General features: G+C 63.3%; 17 protein-coding genes and 1 riboswitch. Of the genes, 4 read left to right on the top strand and 13 right to left on the bottom strand.

Features of this window, described 5'->3' with window-relative positions; translation table 11 throughout:
* Window positions 1-12 precede the first annotated feature (12 nt).
* Entirely contained in the window at window positions 13-957 is a 945-nt protein-coding gene (locus tag AB0366_RS03070) for a proline dehydrogenase family protein (protein WP_366242647.1), read from the bottom strand.
* Complete coding sequence (gene pruA, locus AB0366_RS03065; RefSeq protein ID WP_366242646.1) at window positions 954-2603, bottom strand: L-glutamate gamma-semialdehyde dehydrogenase; 1650 nt, start codon at window positions 2601-2603, stop codon at window positions 954-956. The genes AB0366_RS03070 and pruA overlap by 4 nt, the downstream gene beginning before the upstream one ends.
* 99 nt (window positions 2604-2702) lie before the next feature.
* Here pruA and AB0366_RS03060 point away from each other — a divergent pair, with 99 nt between their 5' ends.
* The gene (locus AB0366_RS03060; RefSeq protein ID WP_366242645.1) at window positions 2703-4274 is read left to right on the top strand and encodes a helix-turn-helix domain-containing protein; all 1572 of its coding nucleotides are present in this window, start codon (window positions 2703-2705) and stop codon (window positions 4272-4274) included.
* 28 nt (window positions 4275-4302) lie between these two features.
* On the opposite strand, the gene AB0366_RS03055 is transcribed toward AB0366_RS03060, so the two are convergent.
* From AB0366_RS03055 to chvE, 4 genes are all read right to left on the bottom strand, one after another.
* Entirely contained in the window at window positions 4303-5313 is a 1011-nt protein-coding gene (locus AB0366_RS03055; protein WP_366242644.1) for a LacI family DNA-binding transcriptional regulator, read from the bottom strand.
* Between the two features lie 91 nt (window positions 5314-5404).
* On the bottom strand, window positions 5405-6736 hold the full coding sequence (mmsB, locus tag AB0366_RS03050; RefSeq protein ID WP_366242643.1) for a multiple monosaccharide ABC transporter permease: 1332 nt from the start codon (window positions 6734-6736) through the stop codon (window positions 5405-5407).
* Entirely contained in the window at window positions 6733-8271 is a 1539-nt protein-coding gene (gene mmsA, locus AB0366_RS03045; RefSeq protein ID WP_366242642.1) for a multiple monosaccharide ABC transporter ATP-binding protein, read from the bottom strand. Before mmsA ends, mmsB begins: the two co-directional genes overlap by 4 nt.
* A gap of 8 nt (window positions 8272-8279) precedes the next feature.
* A complete protein-coding gene (chvE, locus tag AB0366_RS03040) occupies window positions 8280-9416 on the bottom strand; it encodes a multiple monosaccharide ABC transporter substrate-binding protein (protein WP_366242641.1) in 1137 nt (378 codons plus the stop codon).
* A 1037-nt stretch (window positions 9417-10453) separates the two neighbouring features.
* Between chvE and AB0366_RS03035 the strand changes: the two genes are divergently transcribed.
* Window positions 10454-13282 (top strand): TrlF family AAA-like ATPase, encoded by a 2829-nt coding sequence (locus AB0366_RS03035; RefSeq protein ID WP_366242640.1) that lies wholly within the window; start codon window positions 10454-10456, stop codon window positions 13280-13282.
* Window positions 13283-13563: 281 nt separating this feature from the next.
* On the opposite strand, the gene AB0366_RS03030 is transcribed toward AB0366_RS03035, so the two are convergent.
* The 4 genes from AB0366_RS03030 to AB0366_RS03015 all read right to left on the bottom strand — a co-directional run bounded on the left by AB0366_RS03030 (window position 13564) and on the right by AB0366_RS03015 (window position 16510).
* Window positions 13564-14367 carry an ABC transporter gene (locus AB0366_RS03030; RefSeq protein WP_366242639.1) on the bottom strand — a complete coding sequence of 268 codons (804 nt, stop codon included), beginning with the start codon at window positions 14365-14367 and terminating at the stop codon, window positions 13564-13566.
* A 32-nt stretch (window positions 14368-14399) separates the two neighbouring features.
* Window positions 14400-14714 carry a multidrug efflux SMR transporter gene (locus AB0366_RS03025; RefSeq protein WP_366242638.1) on the bottom strand — a complete coding sequence of 105 codons (315 nt, stop codon included), beginning with the start codon at window positions 14712-14714 and terminating at the stop codon, window positions 14400-14402.
* 12 nt (window positions 14715-14726) lie between these two features.
* Window positions 14727-14789: riboswitch (guanidine-III (ykkC-III) riboswitch) on the bottom strand.
* A 36-nt stretch (window positions 14790-14825) separates the two neighbouring features.
* Window positions 14826-15563: a TIGR03943 family protein gene (locus AB0366_RS03020; RefSeq protein WP_366242637.1), complete on the bottom strand. Its 738-nt coding sequence runs from the start codon at window positions 15561-15563 to the stop codon at window positions 14826-14828.
* Entirely contained in the window at window positions 15560-16510 is a 951-nt protein-coding gene (locus AB0366_RS03015; RefSeq protein ID WP_366242636.1) for a permease, read from the bottom strand. Before AB0366_RS03015 ends, AB0366_RS03020 begins: the two co-directional genes overlap by 4 nt.
* Before the next feature lie 170 nt (window positions 16511-16680).
* Between AB0366_RS03015 and AB0366_RS03010 the strand changes: the two genes are divergently transcribed.
* Both AB0366_RS03010 and AB0366_RS03005 read left to right on the top strand, forming a co-directional pair.
* A complete protein-coding gene (locus tag AB0366_RS03010; RefSeq protein WP_366242973.1) occupies window positions 16681-17388 on the top strand; it encodes a response regulator transcription factor in 708 nt (235 codons plus the stop codon).
* A 26-nt stretch (window positions 17389-17414) separates the two neighbouring features.
* Window positions 17415-18800: a HAMP domain-containing sensor histidine kinase gene (locus AB0366_RS03005; RefSeq protein ID WP_366242972.1), complete on the top strand. Its 1386-nt coding sequence runs from the start codon at window positions 17415-17417 to the stop codon at window positions 18798-18800.
* Here the strand turns inward: AB0366_RS03005 and AB0366_RS03000 are convergent.
* The 3 genes from AB0366_RS03000 to AB0366_RS02990 are packed head-to-tail and all read right to left on the bottom strand — an operon-like array spanning window position 18780 to window position 21721.
* Window positions 18780-19898: an AbrB family transcriptional regulator gene (locus AB0366_RS03000; protein ID WP_366242635.1), complete on the bottom strand. Its 1119-nt coding sequence runs from the start codon at window positions 19896-19898 to the stop codon at window positions 18780-18782. The two genes, AB0366_RS03005 and AB0366_RS03000, sit on opposite strands and share 21 nt — an antisense overlap.
* Complete coding sequence (locus AB0366_RS02995) at window positions 19895-20305, bottom strand: universal stress protein (RefSeq protein ID WP_366242634.1); 411 nt, start codon at window positions 20303-20305, stop codon at window positions 19895-19897. The genes AB0366_RS03000 and AB0366_RS02995 overlap by 4 nt, the downstream gene beginning before the upstream one ends.
* A 33-nt stretch (window positions 20306-20338) precedes the next feature.
* Complete coding sequence (locus tag AB0366_RS02990; RefSeq protein WP_366242633.1) at window positions 20339-21721, bottom strand: CitMHS family transporter; 1383 nt, start codon at window positions 21719-21721, stop codon at window positions 20339-20341.
* Between the last annotated feature and the right edge of the window lie 89 nt (window positions 21722-21810).

Genomic DNA, 21810 nt, shown 5'->3' with positions numbered 1-21810 from the left:
GCGGTGCACCTTCTACGTGCGCGAGAGCACCGACCGCGCGAAGAACATCAGGTTCGCCGGACGCTCGGCCAGTCTGCGCATGAAGTAGCCGTACCACTGCGATCCGTACGGGACGTACACGCGTACGTTGCGCCCGGCGCCCACGAGTCGCCGCTGTTCGGGATCTCGGATTCCGTACAGCATCTGGAACTCGAACTCCTCGGACGACCGTCCTGCAGCCGACGCCAACCTGTCCGCCGCCTCGATCATCTGCGGGTCATGCGAGGCCACCATCGGGTAGCCGCGGCCGTTCATCAGGACCTGCAGACACCGGAGGTAGGAGTCGGAGACCTCCCGTGCACTCTGGAACGCCACCGACGACGGTTCGTTGTACGCACCTTTGCACAGTCGGATACGAGATCTCGGTCCGGACAGGTCGTGGCAGTCGGCCTCGGTGCGCCGCAGGTACGCCTGCAACACGGTGCCCAGGTCGGGGAAGTCCACGCGCAGTTCGCGGACGATCGACAGGGTCGAATCGGTGGTGGTGTGGTCCTCGGCGTCCACCGTCACCCACACCCCGGCCGCGGCGGCGGCAGTGCAGATCGTCCGTGCGTTCTCCAGTGCCAGAGTACGGTCGATTCCCTGGCCGAGCGCGGACAGCTTGAGCGATATCTCCAGTGCGGTTGCATCGGCATCTCGCGTCGAAAAGCGTTGTATCAGTGAGAGGTACGCGTCCACGGTTGCCCTCGCCTGGCCTCGGTCGGTGGTGTCCTCACCGAGGTAGTCCACCGAGACGAACCGGCCCGACGCCAGCAGGGCGTCGACTGCGCTGACGGCAGCGGGCTCCGATTCGCCCGCCACGAAGCGGTCGACGAGGGACCGGGTGGCGCGTAGACGTGTCACCGTCGCCTGCAGTTTCGGCGAACGTGCGGCCGCCAGCAGTGCCGGTCGCAGCGGGTTGCTCAGCAGAGTGGTCATCGCGTGCCCTCACCTTCCTGATGCGGGTAGCCGTGAGTGGTCGGCGGGACGAACGTTTCCTTCACGGTGCGGGCCGAGGACCATCGCAGCAGGTTCTGCGGTGAGCCCGCCTTGTCGTTGGTTCCCGACGCGCGGGCTCCGCCGAACGGTTGCTGTCCCACCACCGCGCCGGTCGGCTTGTCGTTGACGTAGAAGTTGCCTGCGGCGAATCGCAATGCCGCATGGGCTTGTTCGACGGCGGTGCGATCGGTGGCGATGACCGCTCCGGTCAATGCGTACTTCGATCCGGAGTCGACGGTGCGCAGCGTTTCGGCATAGGCGTCGGGCTTGGCGTCGTCGTACACGTGGACGGCGAGGATGGGGCCGAAGTACTCGGTGGTGAAGGCCTCGTCGGTGGGATCGTCGCCGAGAAGGACCGTGGGGGAGACGAAGTACCCCTCCGAGTCGTCGCAGGTACCGCCTGCAGCGATGGTCAGGCTCGAGACGGACTTCGCTCGATCGAGAGCAGCTGCGTTGCGGTCGAACGCTTTTCGGTCGATGACCGCTCCGCCGTAGTTGGACAGGTCGGTCACGTCGCCGTATTTCAGAGCCGAGACCTGCTCGATGAACTTATCGCCCATCGAAGCCCACAGCGATTTCGGTACGAAGGCCCGGGACGCTGCCGAGCACTTCTGTCCTTGGAAGTCGAACGCGCCGCGAATCATGGCGGTGGTCAGCACATCCGGATCGGCCGAGCTGTGCGCGACGATGAAGTCCTTGCCGCCGGTCTCGCCCACGAGCCGTGGATACGAGTTGTAGTTCGAGATGTTGTTGCCCACCTCGCGCCACAGCGTCTGGAATGTCGCCGTGGACCCGGTGAAATGGATCCCGGCCAGACGCGGATCGGCAAGGGCCACTTCGGATACCATCGGCCCGTCGCCGAGAACCAGGTTGATCACCCCCGGTGGCAGACCTGCAGCTTCGAGCAACTGGAGCGTCAGATACGCGGCCACTGCCTGGGTGGGCGAGGGCTTCCACAGCACGGTGTTGCCCATCAAGGCAGGTGCGGTAGGGAGGTTGCCTGCGATGGCGGTGAAGTTGAAGGGGGTGATGGCGTAGACGAAGCCCTCGAGCGGACGGTATTCGACGCGATTCCACACTCCCGGTGCCGAGATCGGCTGCTCGGCGAGAATCTGCCGAGCGAACGCGACGTTGAACCGCCAGAAGTCGATCAGCTCGCAGGGTGCATCGATCTCCGCCTGGTAGGCCGACTTGGACTGACCGAGCATCGTTGCGGCAGCGATTCTTTCGCGCCACGGGCCGGACAGTAGATCGGCGGCCCGCAGGAACACCGCGGCGCGCTCGTCGAAGGGAAGGTCGCGCCAGGCGGGGGCGGCTGCCGTCGCGGCGTCGATGGCGTCGCGCACATCCTGGTGAGTGGCACCGGTGAAGCTGCCGATGATCGACGAGTGCTTGTGCGGTTCGACGACGTTCTCGACCGGGCCGTCGGCCTGTCGGTGAACGCCGCCGATGACCTGACGGATCTCCACCGGGGAACTCCGGAGCTCGCCCAGACGGCTGCGCAAGCGGGCCCGTTCCGGGCTACCCGGGGCGTAGGTGTTGACCGGCTCGTTGGTGGGGGTGGGGACGGATGTGACGGCGTCCATGGCTGCTCCTCGTCTTCGATGTGTGGTGCCCATTGAAGTCCGATCCGCACGGCGTTCAATCAGCCCTTCGGCCAAAGAATTTGTGATCTACTTGTCCGTATGGCCAACACGGTGTCGCTGCGTTCCATGCTGACCTCACTGCACAGCGCCGTCGTCGAACTCATCCTTGCGCCCGCAGGAACGGACATGGCAGTCGAGTCGGTCGCGCTGCTCGATGCCGACGACCTGCGCCTGCCTCCGGGAACATCCTCCGATCTGACGCTGCTGGTGGGCGTGACCGAGGCCGATGTGGTGCGGTGGTTCGACGATCTCGTCTTGCGCCCGATCGCAGACCGACCACTCGCAGTGCTGACCAAAGTGGCCGCCTCGACTGCGCTGTCCCACGGTGCGCGGGAGACGGGCATCGCACTGGTTGCGGTGCACCAGCAGACACGGTGGGAGCTGCTGCTGTCGATGATGCGTGGAGTCCTGGACCAGGTTCGCGCCCAGAGCCCGGACGACGGACTGTTCGGAGCCGACACCGACCTCTACGAACTCGCGCAGACGGTGGCGTCACTGACGAAGGGCATGGTGAGTATCGAGGACGAGCGCTCGCATGTGTTGGCCTACTCGGCATCCGACGACGCGGCCGACGAACTGCGGACTCTGTCGATCCTCGGACGCGAGGGGCCGGCCGACTATCTGCGCAGACTGCACGAGCGAGGCGTGTTCGATCGACTCCGCCGCACCGACGAGGTGATCGACGTGCCAGCCGATGCCGAACTGGGAATTCGTCGACGCCTCGCGGTCGGAATCCGTCGGATATCCGGCAGCCCAACGACTCTCGGGACGATCTGGGTGCAGGAGGGTGCCGCCCCGCTCGCCGCCGATGCCGACGCGGTGCTGCGTGGTGCCTCGGCCGTCGCGGCCCGCCTGATCACCCGCATCGCGAACGCCCCGACCAACGAGGCCCTGCAGATTCAGCGCCTGCTCGGGGCCAGGGGCGGCGGTGTCGACGTCCCTTCACTGGCGTCGGCGCTGTCGATACCCACCTCGGGATCCGCGGCGGTCGTCGGATTCGCTGCCTGCGGGGGGTTCGAGATCAGCGCCCTGGCACCGTCTGTTCGACTGCATGCCAGCGCTTTTCGACGAGACTCGTTGGTCACCACCATCGGTGAGAGAATCTACGCACTGTTTCCCGGGGTGGCGTCGGGCACGGGGATTGCGGCGTGGACCGCCGATGCCGTGGGGCGGATCGAGACGCGTACCTCGCTGGCATTGCGAGCCGCGGTCGCCGCACCGATCGCCGATCTCGACGGGGTGGCGGTGGCCAGATTCGAGGTCGACCGAGTGCTCGACGGCACCACCGGCGAGGTGCGCGTCACGACGCTGGAGGAGTCGAGAACCTCTGTGTTGCTGGGCGAAATCCTGGAATTGATCGCCAATCACGAACAGCTGCGAGACCCGCGCATCACCGCCCTCGACCGATACGACGCCACCAACGACTCCAGAATGCGCGAGAGTCTCGAGACTTATCTGGCGTGCTTCGGCGACGTTCGCGCCGCCGCCGAGCGACTGCACATTCACCCGAACACCCTGCGCTACCGCATTCGCCGCGTCGAGCAGATTCTGGACCTCGATCTGACCGACGCCGACGCGCGTCTATTGGTGGAACTGCAGCTGCGCATGTGAGCGAAAACTCGTAGCAGGCTACGAGGTTCTATGCACGTGCGGCACCGGTGCTCGCTCGGATCACCAGGCTCGGCTCGATGCTCGAACGTCTGGTGCTTCGGTTTCCGGTGTCGATCTGGTCGAGCAGAATTTCGACGCTTCGGACGCCGACGTCGGTGAATTCCTGGCGGATGGTGGTCAGGGGCGGCGAGAAGAATTCTGCGTCGGGAACATCGTCGAAGCCGACCACGCTGACGTCCTCCGGTACTCGCTTGCCGTGGACCTCCAGTGCGCGTAGCACCCCGAGAGCCATGGCGTCGTTACCTGCGAACACTGCGGTGACGTCGGCGTTCCCGGCCAGTTCGCTGCCTGCCCGGAATCCCGATTTCGCGGTCCAGTCGCCGCTGAGAGTGGCCGGTGGTTCTATGCCGGCATCCTCGTGGGCCATCCGCCATCCGGTGACGCGGTCGGCGGCCTCGTACCACCCCAGCGGGCCGGCGACGTGCCATACGGCGCGGTGTCCGAGCGAGAGCAGGTGTGCGGTTGCGGCCCTGGCTCCGGCGATCTGGTCCACCGATACGACGGCCAGATCACCGGCAGGCGAACCCTCGACGGCGACGAGCGGCAGCTCCCCGGCCAGATCGGCGATGTCGCCGCCGTCGGTTCGCAGGGGCGCAATGACGACGACGCCGTCGACACCCTGCTTCTGCAACCGGCGCACACAGGTGATGATGGCCGACTCGTCGAACGAGGTGGGAACGCCGACCACCACGGAGTAGCCGGCGTGGCGGGCCGCGTACTCGACGCTGTAGAGCGTCGACACCGGACCGTAGAGAGCGTTTCCGGTTCCCACGATTCCGATGGTCTTGCTGCGGCCGGTGACCAGAGCGCGAGCCGCAGTGTTCGGCCGGTAGCCGAGTTCCGAGATCGCTTGATCCACCTTGGTTCTCGTCGCTTCGGTCACGTTGGGATGACCGTTGATGACGCGGGAGACGGTCTGATGGGACACGCCTGCGAGCCGGGCGACATCGGTCATGGCGGGTCCGCGAGTCGGTGTCATCTTTTCCGAGCCTCCCTTCGTGGTCGAAGACAATCACAGCATGCCCGGGGCTGCGGTGCCCGCGACTGCGTGGTTTATGTGGGTGTGTGGTTCACGTGGGTGTGGTCACCGCCGAACCGGTCGTGGTGGGCGCGGGCTTACCGGGCTCGGCACCGGAGAACATCTCGGCAGGCACGGGCACCCCCAGATAGCTGCTCGGCGGCGCGGCTTTGTCGCCCTTGCTGCCCTTACCGCTCGCTGCTCGGCGCTTGGTCCAGATGTCGAACGCCACCGCGGCGAGGAGTACCAGGCCCTTGACCAGCTGAACGCGTTCGCTGGGCGAACCGATGAGCGACATCCCGCTGTTGATCACGGCGATGATGAGCCCCCCGGTCAGCGCGCCGACGATGCGGCCGACGCCGCCCTGCACCGCTGCGCCGCCGATGAAGGCCGCTGCGATCGCATCGAGCTCGAAGCCGTTGCCCGCGGTGGGTCCGGCCTGATTGAGGCGGCCGGCGAAGATGATTCCGGCGAGTGCGGACAGCACGCCCATGTTCACGAAGATCCAGAAGGTGACCGGCTTGACCTTGATGCCCGAGAGCGACGCAGCGTGAATGTTTCCACCGATGGCGTACACGTGCCGACCGAACACCGTCCGGCCTGCCACCGTGGAATAACCCATCACCAGTACGGCGAGAAGGATCAGCACGTACGGCAGGTTCTTGAAGCGCGCCAGCTGGACGGCGATGGCGAGAACCAGACCGCCGGCCAGAACCATCTTGAGCAGGAACAGCGGCATCGCATCGACGGCCTGACCGTACTTCTGCCGTCCCGTTCGAGAACGCCACTGGCCGAACACGATTGCGGCCACTGCGAGGATCGCGACGAGCAAGGTGAAGATGTCCGCACCGCCGAGCGGACCGAGACCCACATTTCCCAGGAAGCCGGGGAGGAAGCCGTTCGCGAGCGTTCGTACGGGTCCGGGGAACGGTCCGATGCCCTGGTTGCCGAGCACGATGAGGGTGACGGCGCGGAAGATGAGCATGCCCGCCAGGGTCACGATGAACGCCGGAATGCCGAAGTACGCAACCCAATAGCCCTGCCAGGCTCCGATCAGACCGCCGATGATCAGCGTGATGAGCACTGCGAGCGGCCACGGCACGTTCTGCTGGACCATCAGCACACCGGAGATCGCTCCGGTCGCCGCGACGACCGATCCGACGGACAGGTCGATGTGGCCCGCGATGATGATCACGACCATGCCGATGGCCAGGATGAGGATGTACGAGTTCTGCACCACCATGTTGCTGATGTTCTGCGGCACCAGGAGTTGGCCGCCGGTGAGAACGGTGAACAGCAGGATGATCAACGCGAACGCGATGAAAATCCCGCTCTGGCGGAGGTTTCGCGTGAGCAGCCCCCGGACGGTGATGAGCTGATTCATCGAAGTACTCCTGTTCCACGGGTCATGAGATGCATGAGGGATTCCTGTGTCGCGTCCTCGCGAGTCACCTCACCGGTGATCCGGCCTGCGGACAGCGCGTAGATCCGGTCGCACAGCCCGAGCAGTTCCGGTAGCTCGGAGGAGATCACCAGAACTGCCTTGCCCGCGTCGGCGAGACCGTTGATGATCGAATAGATTTCGAACTTCGCGCCGACGTCGATTCCTCGCGTCGGCTCGTCGAGGATGAGCACATCGGGATCACTGAAGATCCACTTGCTCAGCACGACTTTCTGCTGATTGCCGCCGGAGAGCTTGCCGACAACGGCGGAGACGTTCGGTGCCTTGATGTTCATGCTCTTCCGAAAGCCCTCGGCGACCTTGTACTCCTGGTTGTCGTCGACGAAACCGCCGGTCACCAGTTTGTCGAGCGCGGCAGTGGAGATGTTGCGCTTGATGTCGTCGATCAGGTTGAGGCCGTATCGCTTTCGGTCCTCGGTGGCATACGCGATTCCGTGATGGATGGCGTCGCTGACGGATTTGACGTGAATTTCCTTGCCGTACTTGTACAGGTGCCCCGAGATGTCGATGCCGTAGCTGCGTCCGAAGACACTCATGGCCAACTCGGTGCGTCCGGCACCCATCAACCCGGCCAGGCCGACGATCTCACCACGGCGCAGCGTCAGATTCGCCCCGTCGACGACGGTTCGGCCGTGCTGGGTGGGGCTGTGCACGGTCCAGTCCTCGATGCGCAGAACTTCCGCTCCCACAGTGGATTCGTGGGGAGGGAACCGGTGCTCGAGATCGCGGCCGACCATCAGCGAGATGATGCGATCCTCGGTGACCTCCGGGTTGCGCATGTCCAACGTCTCGATGGTTCGGCCGTCGCGAATGATCGTCGTCCGGTCTGCGATAGCGGCGATCTCGTTGAGCTTGTGCGAGATGATCACGCACGTGATTCCCTCGTCTCGCAGACCGCGTAGCAGGTCGAGGAGATGAGAAGAGTCCGAATCGTTCAGTGCCGCAGTCGGTTCGTCGAGGATGAGCAGCGTCACGTCTTTCGACAGTGCCTTCGCGATCTCGACGAGTTGCTGCTTGCCGACGCCGAGATCGCCCACCACGGAGACGGGGTTCTCCCGCAGCCCTACCCGGTTCAGTAGGGCTGCGGCCTCGGAGTTGGTGCGGTTCCAGTCGATGAACCCGCGCCTGGTCCGCTCGTTGCCGAGAAAGATGTTCTCGGCGATGGACAGATGCGGACTCAACGCGAGTTCCTGGTGAATGATGACGATGCCCTCGGCTTCGCTGCTCCTGATGTCGGAGAACGCACACGGCTTACCGTCGAACACGATCTCGCCGTCGAAGGTTCCGTGCGGGTAGACACCCGACAGGACCTTCATCAGAGTCGACTTTCCGGCACCGTTCTCGCCGCAGATCGCGTGAATCTCACCGCGCTCGACCGTCAACGTGACGTCCTGGAGAGCCTTCACTCCCGGAAACGTCTTGGTGATGCCGTGCATCTGCAAGATGTGGCTCGTCATCTCCGAACTCACTTCAACTGGTCCTGGGTGTAGTAGCCGCCTTCGACCAGCAGCTGCTCGTAGTTGCCCTTGTTGACGATCTCGGGCTGCAGCAGGTACGCGGGAACGACCTTGTCGCCGTTGTCGTAGTCCGTCGTGTTGTTCGTCTCCGGCGTCTGGCCGTCGAGCATGGACTGAGCCATCTGAATCGTGACCTCGGCCAGTTCCCGGGTGTCCTTGTAGATCGTGGAGTACTGCTCGTCGGCGATGATCGACTTCACCGACGGCACCTCGGCGTCCTGACCGGTGACGATGGGGTACGGCTGACCGGCCGTACCGTAGCCGTTGCTCTTGAGCGCGGAGAGGATTCCGATCGACAGGCCGTCGTACGGAGAGAGCACGCCCTGCACCTGCTGGCCCGAGGAGTACGTCTTGGTGAGCAGATCCTCCATGCGCTTCTGTGCGGTCGCCGGATCCCAGCGAAGTGTTGCGGCCGTCTCGAAATCGGATTCGCCGCTGCCGATCTTCAGGGTTCCGGCGTCCAGATACGGCTGCAGAGTCTCCATCGCGCCGTCGAAGAAGAACGTGGCGTTGTTGTCGTCGGGCGATCCGGCGAAGACCTCGATGTTCAGTGGGCCCGCGGGGGCGTCGGCCTTGTCGGTACCGTCCTCGTTCTTCAGTCCGAGGCCGACGAGCAACGATGTGGCCTGGTCGACGCCGACCTTGTAGTTGTCGAACGTCGCGTAGTAGTCGACGTTGGGGGAATTGCGAATGAGGCGGTCGTACGCGATGACGCCGATGCCGTTGTCCTTGGCTTCCTGCAACTGCGTGGTGATGGCCGTGCCGTCCACCGAGGCAACGATGAGAAGCTTTGCGCCCTGGGTGATCTGGTTCTCGATCTGGTTGACCTGAGTGGGGATGTCGTTCTCTGCGTACTGCAGATCGACCTTGTAGCCCTGGCCCTCGAGCGCGCTCTTGAGGTTGTCGCCGTCGGCGATCCATCGAGCCGAGGACTTGGTCGGCATCGTCACGCCGATCAGCGCGCCTGCCGTGCTCCCTCCGTCGGCCGGCTCGACGTCCGCGGTCTTGGTGCTCGATCCGCATGCGGTGACCGTGATGGCCAGTGCCACCGCGGCCGCGGCCATGGGTAGATGTCGAAACTTCATCGTTTCTCCCTGCTCGGTGAAATCAGATCTCGAAAGTCGTTGGTCGAGGCCTCGCATGTGCCTCACATCACATCAAGACGAAAGTGTGAGCGATAACATCGGCAATGTCAAAGATTATTTTCCGCAACCCAGTTGACCAGTGTGAGCGCTAACATCTGCAGCAGACGGCATCGAACCGTTACCTCTGCTTTCGAACCCTCAGCGACCTCGCCATCATGGCCAAGATGGCTGATGCCACGTGTGTGATCCCGGTTCTACTCGACGGACCCAGCCTCGCCGCTCGCGCGGTCCCCCTGCCCAGGGGTGATTGCATTCCCGCATGGAAACGGGCAGTCCGCATTGCGGCTGGCCACCGCTCCCGCACCCGGCAATTCCGCCGCCGCCCGTGACTCGACCTGGCGACGATCGGGTGGTGCTGATCGACGTCGACGGAGTCCTCGCGGACCTCGACGCCTACCAATCCCTACTTGCCGCCGAGGAACGGCCGGCCGAGCCTCGGTGCCAAGAGTTCTCCGCCCACATTCCCGACGCCGCCCTGATCAACACCGGATTCGCCCCTCCCGGACGAACTACACCCATAACCAGCCTGGCAGACCAAGCGTTTCCACGCCCGATCTGTCACCCACCAATACCGAGCTTGGCTCCGCGCATTCATCGACGACGACCCCGTTGTGCGCGCCAGACTGGCGGATGCCGAGATCCCCGCCTTTGACGCGCACCCTCGCAACTCTGACCACGCATGCCTGCGTAGTGCATTTGAACCACCGACGTGACCTGCTGATGGTCGGCCGCCCGCACGGACCCAAAATTAATGGCCGCTGGGTAGCCCGTGAACGCAGTCGACTCTGACACTGATATCGGTGACAGAAACGTTTCTGGCACCCCTGTCGGGTCCCATCTTCCGGAGATCAATGATGCCCACAGCGAAGCATGGCGCAAGAGCTGTACGAACCGCATACCGGATGGTCTTCTGTCGGACTGCGCCGCTAGTGTCTAAAGCACTGAACCGGGTCCGGAGTGAAAGAGGACGGCGCACCATGAGCAGCTACGAGGTCGAGTACGCCAGAGGGTCTGAGTGGAGAAAGTGGGACCTTCATGTCCACGTCCCAAGCGCAACCGGTGCCGAGAACCGCTACACAATGCTGCCCAACGGTGAACCAGACTGGGACAGATTCTCCACCCTTGTCGAGGCTTCGGATGTTGCCGTCGTTGGAATTACAGATTACTTCAACTTAGATCGCTACTTTGATTTTGTAGCTGCATTCAGGCGCAAATATCCCACGTCTGACAAACGTTTTCTTCCGAACATGGAGGTTCGCTTGAATGAGGCTGTCAACAAGGCGGGGGAGGAAGTAAATCTGCACCTAATATTCTCTGATAGCCTGACCGTAGACGATGCAGACCGGTTTATGCGTTCGTTGCGAACCGAGCTGCACACATCAGACGATCGGAAAATGTCTTGCCGTGACCTCAAGACTGCAGAGCACCTCGGTTCCGCGACGGTAACCCGGAAAGCGATTGCCGATGCGATTAGAGATACCTTCGGGATGAAGAACGATCAGCAGGATAGTGTCCTTATTTTGACTTCTGCGAAGGGCGATGGCATACGCGCGCAGCGTGGAGCAAAACGCAAAGCGAACTTGACTGACGAGATTGACAAAATGTCTGACGGTTTCTTTGGTAGGTCGACGAGCAGCGAGTATTTTCTCAACACGTCGCGTCTAGAGAATGAGCATGATGAAATCCGTGCAAAGCCGGTTTTCTCCGGCTGCGACGCTCATACATTCGACGATCTCAAGGACCGGCTTGGAAAATCGATCTTAGATGGTCCCAACCAAACTGAAGTGACTTGGGTCAAAGCCGATCCAACTTTTTCTGGGCTGCGTCAAACTTTGATTGAACCGTTAGACAGGGTGCGAATACAGCCGACGATGCCAGATTCTAAGGAACCGTACAACGTCATTTCAAGCGTGTCTTTCTCTGATACCAGTACTTTTCCTGCTGAAATCAAGTTCAATCAGAATCTCTGCTCCATCATTGGTAGTAGGTCTTCCGGAAAATCGTCTCTCCTGGCTTACATCTCACACGCAGTCGATCCGCAGCTAACGGTTGAGCAGCAGATCGCCGCGCGAATTGCGGCCAATTCAGAAGCGGCAGGTCCGGCAGCAGGTTACCGTTGGTCGCAAGTGCCTGCTGGCACGTGTCAAGTAAATTGGGGCGGTACGTCAGGCGGCTCTGGGCAGGTTATCTATATTCCGCAAAACTCTCTGTACGCGATCAGTGAGCGCCCTGACGAGATCACCCAGAAGATAAAGCCCGCGCTGTTTCGTGATGATGCCGAGTTTCGGGCTGCAACGGAACGGGCGACAGCCGACCTTGAATCGGCAGATTCCGCGATGGAACACGCAATCAAGCTCTGGTTCGACCTTTCTCTGAAGATCGAGAAGGCGGAGCAAGACCTGCGATCTATGGGCGATCCCGATGGAATCGCTGCGGTGAGGGATGAGCTAGCAGCCGAAATCAACAAGCTTCGGGATGAGTCTTCGTTGACGCCGGAGCAGGTGCAGCAATATGAAAAGGTTATTGAGGCCATCGCAACTTCGCGAGTGCACGCAGCCGAGATTGAGGAGAAAATACGGCAGCTATCGGTGTACGTGGAGCCTCAGGCGGACGGTGGGATCAGCGCAGGGCAGCTACAAAACTGGGCGGTAACGGAAGCCGTGGGCGTCCAAGTCGAAACCATTCCGATCCCTTCCGATGTGGATCAGACTCTCGCAACTGAGATCACCAACCTAGTAATAAGTACCCGCGAATCCATTCTCGAATCTCTCTCGAACTTGTTGGTCAACGCTCGTACACAACTGGAGGCTGATTTGCGTGAAGCCCGCCTCTCTGGTCAGCGACTGGAGGCGGAAAACGCCGATCTTATCGCAATGAACGCTATGAACGCCGAGCTGGATTCGGTTGTCCAGCGGCATCAAAACCAGGTGGAGGCGCTAAAGCGCATAGAGGTCCAGAAAGAGGCGATTTTACGACTGGCCGCGCAGCAGGCTGAATCAGTGAATTCGGTGAAGGGGTCCTTGGGCACACGTAACGAAGCGTTAGCAACGCTTCGCACTGTATTTGATCGGCGACGGCATGAGTTGGACGAAATGGTACTGGGTATGGAGATTTCCCTGAACCCTGACACCGTTGACGCGCTGAGTCAAGATCTCCACAAACAAAACAAGAGTCCATTCTTAACCGAAGATAAAGTGCTCGATCTAGCGCATGTGCAAGCCAACCCAGAAGTATTCATGCGTGCTTTGGCCTCAGGCACGCAGAAAGTGAAGCAAGGAAGAAGTCCGGCCGATGTAGCGACTGCAGTGCTACAAGCCACGCCTGAGGTTCGATATTTTGCTGAACTCGATGGGGACAGGGTGGGAGGTTTCGCGGTTTCAACGATGACCCCTGGGAAGCAAGCTCTGTTTGCATTGACGTTAATCCTCAACGAGTCAACCGATAAATGGCCTCTACTTATTGATCAGCCAGAAGACGACCTTGATAGCCGGTCCATTTTTGAACAAATTGTTCCTTATCTCGTGAAAAGGAAGTCAGACCGGCAAATAATAATGGTTACTCACGACGCGAACCTAGCAGTCGGAGCGGATTCTGAACAGATAATTGTTGCGAACAGGCATGGAGACGACCGGCCGAATGCAAATGGGCGGACTTTCGATTACAGATCTGGCTCTTTGGAGCACAGTGGGCCGATGATAGATCATGCGGAGGCTCTGAAAGTTTGTGGTACACGGGAGCATGCGTGCTTAATCCTGGACGGAGGTGAAGATGCGTTCAGGAAGCGGCGCCAGAAATATCAGATTTGAGATTGGTTGCTTTCGCTTGCCCGCTGAACGTCGCGGGCCAAGCGCTTGCCGCCAACCGATCTTGCGACCTCTACCTCCAGCTGCAGAATGAGAACCTGGCCGACCCTGCGTAGGCCGAAGCTGGTCTCGTAGCTGGTATCGAAAGACGGGAAGATTTGACTGACAACTACTTTGACTGGAGATGTCGATAGGTAATCGGCCTTGTAACACCGGCCTTCTCCGTTCCACAAGGACGGGCCAGCAGACAGCCTGTCGGCGGTGCCGGCCACCGGCCGGGGGCGTCAGTGCAGCTCGTGAACCGACTGCTTGCCGCTCTTGAGCCAGCGACTCGGGAGTCGTCCGACCAGCTCTCCCAGCGGGTGAACGGCAGCCGAGAGGATCTCCACAGAATCCTGCAGGATGTCGATCGAGATGCTCATCCGCTCGATGTTCGGGGCCACCGATGTCAGCGTTTCCGAGAGCTTGACCAACTGATCGAGCGGACCGTCCTTGGCCGTCAAACGCTCGACGGCACCGTCCTCGGCGAGAAGCGTTTCGAGGATGCCCTCCTCGGCGATGGCCCGTTCGATGAGGCCGTCCTGACGCGTGAGCACCTCGAGCGGGCCGTCCTTTGCCGTCAGTCGTTCGAGCGGTCCGTTGGTGGCGGTGATGCGGTCCAGTAGGCCGCCCTCCGCGAGGAGTCGTTCGAGCGGTCCGTCCTCGGCGAGCAGTCGGTCCAAGGGGCCGCCGGGAGCCAGGATTCGCTCGACCGGGCCGCCCGGGGACAGCAGTCGTTCGAGGGTGCCGTCCTCGGAGGTGAGGCGGTCGACGACGCCACCCTGGGCGAGGAGGCGATCGAGTGGCCCGCCTTCCTTGAGTGCATTGCCCAGGGCGCGGTCGTCGGAGGTGAGCTGGCCGAGCTGGGCGAGCAGCTGCATCGTGCCACCGCGCGGGTTGGCGAGCGAGGCGACACCTGCGGTGCCGGACGCACCGGTGGCCAAGGCCATCCTGGTGGTCGCCAGCGCGACCTCCGCGACGCCGATCGCCTGCTCGGCGATGGCAATTCCGGCGCGCGCGGGCAATGTGATCGCTGACACCCAGTTCATCGTTTTACTGTAACTGCTCGTAGCCCAGAAAATCAGTGAAGAACCTTCAGTCCCACGACGCATCCGACGATGCCGACCAGAAGCGCAACCTTGAGCAGCGAGGCGGATTCGGCACCGGTGATCATGGCGTACGTGACGGTGAGGGTGGCACCGATTCCCACCCAGACGGCGTAGGCGGTGCCGGTGGGCAACGAGCGCATCGCGATCGCGAGGCCGATCATGCTGAGCACCACCGTGACTCCGAAGACGACGGACGGTCCGAGTTTGGTGAAGCCCTCGGACTTACCGAGTGCTGTCGCCCAGACTGCTTCGAGGACGCCGGAGACGACGAGAATGATCCAAGCCATGAGAAATCACTCCTTGCACCGTCTTGTCGCTGTTCGGGTACGGTGCGCTCGTCCGATTGTCGGAAGTGACTTGTACGATCGTACCAATTTTGGCCGACAGTGGCCACAGTGTCAGTACGCGTACGTGTTCGCCGGTGCCTCGATTCGCTCGACCGTCGACACCGTCATCGTGGGTGTGAACGCGGTGTCCTCCGTCGCCGTGGCAGCGTCGACGGTTCCCGATATCTGCAGCCAGGTGCCGTCCGGAATGTCGTCGAGAGCTGCGCTACCTGCGTCGAGGTGGATGCGAACGGACCTGGCGTCGGCCGCGCAACAGATGATGAGAATGCGAGCGAGGTCGATGCCTTCTCTCGTTCCGTCGGCGCGCGGCGAGCCTCCGTTCGCGGTCGCGACGGCAAATCCGGTGACGCGAATCTCCCGTCCGTCGAGGCTGCCTTCGGTGTCCCTGACCGCGCGTTGCACAACATCGAGCAGTGGAACCTCGGGTGCGCGCTCGTCCGGCAGGGGTGGAAACGCTGTCCTCTGACGATCGGCCGCCGAGGTGACGGATCGATCGCCGACCGCCGAGACTCCCAGCGCGGGTGGTGCGATGAACAGGATGACCGCGAGCGGGACCAGGAGCAGCCAGTACGGACGCGAATCGTGATCATGACCGTCGTCACCGGGCCCACCGCGGCGGATGTCGGCGACGATCGACGCGATCGCCAGGGCGACGATCAACACCCCGGCGGTCAGCAGATACGGATGCAGCGACGGTTTGACGTATCGCACAAAGCTGCCGTCCCACGAGATCTTGACCATCGCTCCGCCGAGGAGCAATAGCAGCAGATTCTGCACCTCGCGTTTCATCGCGCACCCAGAAACAGGTAGCCGCTCACCGAGGCGCACACGATTGCGACCACGAAGGTCAGGGGAGCGAAGCGAGCCACGAAGCCGCGTCCGAAGCTGCCCGCCTGCATCGCCATCAGCTTCACATCGACAGCAGGTCCCACCACCAGAAAGACCAGCCGCGGCAGCAGCGGCAGCATCGACATGCTCGCCGCGACGAATGCGTCGGCCTCCGAGCACAACGCCAGGATCACCGCGAGCACGGCCATCACCAGGATCGACAGCAGCAGCTGCCCGGCGAGATGGGCGAACACCCAGTCGGGCACCACCAGGTGCAGCAGCGCGGCAGCCGCTGCTCCGAACACGAGGAAAGCTCCGGCCTGGAGCAGGTCCGTACGCGCCGACTCACGGAAGGTCTCCCACTTCGAGGTTCCGTGGCGGTGTTCGCGATCCGCGAGTCGAGCGGTGATCCACTCGGCCTTGCCGAACCTGGTCCACAACCAGCCCATCACCAGTGCGGTGGCGAGCGAGCCGAAGAACCGCGCGAGAACCATCGCCGGTTCGCCGGGAAAGGCCACTGCGGTGGAGACCAGGACGACGGGGTTGATCGCCGGTGCGGAGAGCAGAAACGCCAGAGCTGCAGACGTCGGCACACCCTGATCCATCAGCCGACGCGAGATGGGAACGGCTCCGCACTCACAACCGGGCAAGGCCATTCCCGCGAGACCGCTCACTCCGACAGCAGCGGTGGCGTTCTTCGGCACCACCTTCTGCAGAACAGCGGGTGAGACGAATGCGGCGATGCCTCCGCTGACGAGCACACCGAGCACCAGGAATGGCGTCGCCTGCACGAAGATCCCGGTGAAGACCGTCGCTCCGGTCTGCAGCGCGGGGGACGAGTCGACCCACCGGGTGGCGTCGGCACCGAAGACGATGCCCAACACGAGCAGAGTTGCGAATACGTGCATGGATGACACGGGAGGCCGAGTCCTGAATCGGCCGTCCGTCTTCGCGTCGAGCATCGCTGCCATCATGCCTCCTCCGGGGTTCCACCGTGCTGCCGGTGGCTCACAGCTGTCGGTGGCTCACAGCAACCTCACAGCGAGAGTGCAGCGGACGAGCAGCTTCCCGGACGATGATGGACACCGTGAGCGAGACACCCGAGGCACGAGTCCTGATCGTCGACGACGAACCGACCATCGTCGAGCTGCTGTCGGTCAGCCTCCGATTCCAGGGGTTCGAGGTCGCGACGGCGTCGTCCGGTCCCGAGGCTCTGGACAAGGCCCGCAACTTCAGGCCCGAGGCTCTCATTCTCGACGTGATGATGCCCGGCATGGACGGCTTCGGTCTGTTGCGCCGGCTCCGAGCGGACGGAATCGATGCCCCCGCCCTGTTCCTGACCGCGCGAGATTCGGTGGAGGACAAAGTGACCGGCCTGACGCTCGGTGCGGACGACTACGTCACCAAACCGTTCTCGCTCGAAGAGGTGGTGGCCCGGCTCAGGGTCATCCTGCGGCGATCGGGCAAGAGCGAGGACACTCAGCCGTCCCGAGTTGCGTTCGCAGACATCGAACTCGACGACGACACCCACGAGGTGTGGAAGGCAGGCGAGCCGGTCTCGCTCTCACCCACCGAATTCACGTTGCTGCGGTACTTCATGGTCAACGCGGGAACCGTGCTGAGCAAGCCGCGGATTCTCGACCACGTGTGGCACTACGATTTCGGCGGCGAAGTGGGAGTGGTGGAGTCCTACGTTTCGTACCTGCGCCGCAAGGTCGATACGGGTGATACCCGATTGATCCACACACTGCGGGGAGTCGGCTACGTCATGCGTCAGCCACGGTGACGGGCATTCGAGGTCGGATTCGGAGTCTGCCGCTGCGTTTCACCTTGGTCGCAGCGCTGCTGCTTCTGGTCGGGCTCGGTCTGCTGGCGTCGGGGGTTGCAGTGACCTCCTCGCTCGAGACCTCGCTGATGCGTCGGCTGGACAGTCAACTCATCGAGGCGTCCCAGGGGTGGGCGAAGCCGGGTGGAGAACGCCCGCCTTTTCCGGTCGACGAACCCAACCCGAACAGACCGCCGTCCAACTTCTTCGTTCGCTCGGTGGCCAACGACGGTACCGTCCGCGGCCCGATCAACGATGTGGCGGAGGATGTTCCGGATCTGTCGGGCACGCCGTCGGCCATCCCGACGACCGTCGGTTCCGAGGGTGACCCGTCGAAACAATGGCGGGTGATCACGGTGACCAACAACGAAGGCTCCACCACCGTGGGAATGTCGCTCAGCGCCAACCAGCAGACCGTCAGCAGGCTCGCGGTACTTCAGTTCTACATCGGAGCAGCGGTGTTGCTGGCCCTGGCCGTGATCGCGTATTTCGTGGTGCGGCGCAGTCTGCGACCGCTGCGTGAGGTGGAGACCACTGCTGCGGCCATCGCTGCCGGGGATCTGCATCGCCGAGTGCCCGAGTGGAGTGAGAAGACCGAGGTGGGCCGGCTGTCGGCGGCCCTGAACGGAATGCTCTCGCAGATTCAGCGCGCGTTCGCCGCAACTGCGGCCTCGGAGGAGGCGGCACGTGCGTCCGAGGATCGGATGCGCCGCTTCGTCGCCGACGCCAGTCATGAACTACGGACGCCGCTGACGACGATCCGCGGGTTCGCCGAGCTGTACCGGCAGGGTGCGATGAGCGACATCGCCGTGCTGATGAACCGAATCGAGGGCGAGTCGGCGCGCATGGGACTGCTCGTCGAAGACCTGCTGATGCTCGCGCGCCTCGACGCCCAACGACCCCTCGAAGTACGCCGAGTCGATCTGCTCACCATCGCCGCCGACGCCGTGCACGACGCGAAGGCGGTCTCGCCGCAGCGCGACATCTCGCTGAAGGTGTTGGCAGGACCGGGAATTCCTGAGGTCGACGGTGACGATGCTCGGCTGCGGCAGGTACTCGCGAACCTCGTCGGGAACGCGGTTCGGCACACGCCCGAATCCGCGTCGATCACCGTGTGTGTCGGGACCACCCGGTCTTCGGTGCTGCTCGAAGTACAGGACACCGGGCCGGGTCTGCGAGAGGAGGAGGCCGCGCACGTCTTCGAGCGCTTCTATCGAGCCGATTCCTCGCGGACCAGGGAGAGCGGCGGCAGCGGGCTTGGGCTGTCGATCGTCGCGGCGTTGGTCGCCGCTCACCGAGGCACGGTGCGAGTGCACAGCACCCCGGGGCAGGGCGCGACCTTCCGGGTCGAATTACCCCGCGCCGACGGTTGATTCGCTCGCCGCCCTGGCCTTCTTGCGTTCGGCCAGCCTGGTGTACGCGGCTGCGGCGAGTGGCGCAGCGACGAGCATCGACACCAGCCGGATCACCTGAACGCACGCCACGAAGGTGACGTCCGATCCGGTCGTCGCCGACACCGCCAGCACAGCGGCCAACCCGCCGGGGGTGGTGGCGAGGTAACCGGTCAGCATGCTGACCCCGGTGACGGCGGAGAGCGCCCAACCGAACAGTGCGCACACCAAGCCGATCGAGAGGACCAACAGCGCCGCCCACGGAAATATCCGTCCGATGGCCCGCAGGCTCGCGGTCGTGAACGCAAGTCCCGCTTGCCATCCGATGACGATGAACGCCACCGGCAGCAGGACCGTGGGCACCGAGATGTCCACGGGCCACCCGAGCAGCTCGCATGCGCCCGCCACCATCAGCGGTCCGAGCGTTGCCGGTGCCGGCAGTCTGATCAGACGCGCGAGCACGATCCCCGTGACGACGGCTCCGAGCAGAAAGGCCGTGCCGAGATACCAGGGCGTCGAGATCTCCTCTCTCGCCGCACCACTGCCGGAGTCGGCGTGGAAGGCGAACGTGACGATCAAGGGCATCGTGACCACCACGAGTGCAACGCGCAGGTACTGCACCACGGCGACGATGCGCTCGTCGCCGCCGAGCTCCCGGGCGATGGACACCAGACCCGTTGCGCCACCCGCGATCAGGGACAGTGCGCCGGTGACCGGGTCGACATCGCGATGCAGGGCCAGCAGCGCGCCACAGCCGGCGCTGACGACCAGCGTTCCCGCGCCGACGAGAACGGCGGGAATCCAGTTCTCGCCCAACGCACCGAGTGTCTCGGTGTCGAGCATCAGCCCGATCGTCACCGCCAGGGTCCCCTGCGCCGCCATCGACAATGGACGGGGGACGGCCGCGGGTCCGAGACCGGTCAGTGCGAAGACCACGGCGACGACGAGCGCCGCGAACAACGACGGTGCTGTGAGCCCCAGCGCCGCGAAAAGGGCCCAGCCCCCGACGGATACGGCTGCGAGGCCGATCCATCGGAGGCTGTGCCCCACTACTTTTCCGGCGCGGTCGGAGACACTCACACTCCGGACTTGACCAGCAGAACCGGAACCGGAATCTCGAGCAGCAGCCGCTGAATCGTCTGTCCCATCAGGAACTTGCCGACGGCCGAACGGTGGCGCGACCCGACGACGAGGATCTCGGACTTCTGTTCCTCGACCAGTGTCAGCAGGGTGTTGACGGCATCGGGATCGGGCCTACCCACCGCCACGGTCCAGGTAACGGCGTCGGCGTGGTCGATGTCGGTCAGAGCGGTCTCCACCGAAGTGGACACTGCCTGCGTCTCGGCCGCCTCGGCGGACGGTTCGGCAGATCCCGACAGTGCGTGCAGGACGACGAGGTCCGTCTCTCGGATGCGTGCTTCTCGAACGGCGGCCGCCAGTGCGGCGCGGCCCTCGGGTGAATTGTTGTGCAGTACGCCAACGGTCATGAGGGGTTCTCCTACGCGAGGTGGGGTGGGGGATCAGCCGAACGGGATCTGGCCGAGGACGATGCCGACGGCCAGCATCGCGAGGGAGACGACCACCGCTCTCCACAGGACTTTCTTGTGGTGGTCGGCCAGCGACACTCCGGCGAGGGTGACCAGCAGCAGGATGGCCGGAACCAGCGGGCTCTGCAGGTGGACGGGCTGACCGGTGATCGATGCACGGGCCATCTCGACCGGGTCGATGCCGTACTTCTCGGCGGTCTCGGTCAACACCGGGAGGATGCCGAAGTAGAACGCGTCGTTGGTCATGAAGAACGTCAGCGGGATGCTCAGGATGCCGGTGATGACGGCCAGGTACGGGCCCATGCCGGGCGGGATGACGTTGAGCAGCCACTCGGCCATGGCCTCGACCATGCCGGTGCCCTGGAAGACGCCGGTGAGGATTGCCGCGGCGAGCACCATGGCGACCACGGAGACGATGGAGGACGAGTGCCGTGCGATCGCGTCGCCCTGCTCCTTGACCTTGGGGAAGTTGACCGTCAGGGCAATCGAGGCGGCGATCATGAACAGCACCGGGATGGGCAGGATGTCCATGACGAGGATGACGAGGAGGACGACCGTCAGTGCAGCGTTGAACCACAGCAGCTTCGGGCGCAGGGTGTCGCGGTTGGGGTCGAGGCCGTCGAAGAACTGGCCCGATTCGCCGTCGTCCGATCCGCCGGTGCCTGCTCCGCCGGTTGCCTTGCCACCCTTGCGGATACTGCCGCCGCCACCGGAGGCCACCAGTTCGGGTTCGTAGATCAACTTGCCGATGCGTCGGCGTTCCATGATGCCGAGGTGAACGGCAAAGAGCAGCACGATGATCAGGCCGACGATCATCGAGGGAACCATCGGAACGAAGACGTCGGACGGGGAGATGCCGAGAGCGGAAGCAGCGCGAACCGTCGGGCCGCCCCACGGGATGATGTTCATCGTGCCGTTGGCGAGACCGGCGACGACCGTCAGAATCACCGGGCTGACACCGAGTTTGAGATAGAGCGGCAGCAGTGCGGACGTCACGATGATGAAGGTGGTGGAGCCGTCACCGTCGAGCGAGACGACCATGGCCAGAATGGCAGTTCCGACAACGAGTTTCATCGGGTCGTTGCGCACCAGGCGGAGAATTCCGCGCACCAGTGGGTCGAACAGGCCGACGTCAATCATGATTCCGAAGAAGATGATGGCGAAGAACAGCAGAGCCGCGGTGGGGGCCAGGGACTTGATGCCGTCGGTGATCATGTCGCCGATGCCGAGCCCAGCGCCGGCCAGCAGACCGAAGATGACGGGTACGAGGGTGAGTGCGACGACGGGCGTGGCTCTCTTGGTCAGGATCAAGAACATGAAGGCGGCTACCATGAGGAAGCCGAGTATCACCAACATCGTGCACTCCTTCTCGAATGTGTGAGGTGGGTCCGGTTGGACTGCGTGTGTGACTGAAGTTACGTAACCGGCATCACATGGTCGCCGTT

The organism is Rhodococcus sp. NPDC076796 (assembly GCF_040702765.1).
Lineage (GTDB): Bacteria > Actinomycetota > Actinomycetes > Mycobacteriales > Mycobacteriaceae > Rhodococcoides.
The sequence above is the reverse complement of the archived record's forward strand: the minus strand, read 5'-3'. Positions and strand labels throughout refer to the sequence as shown.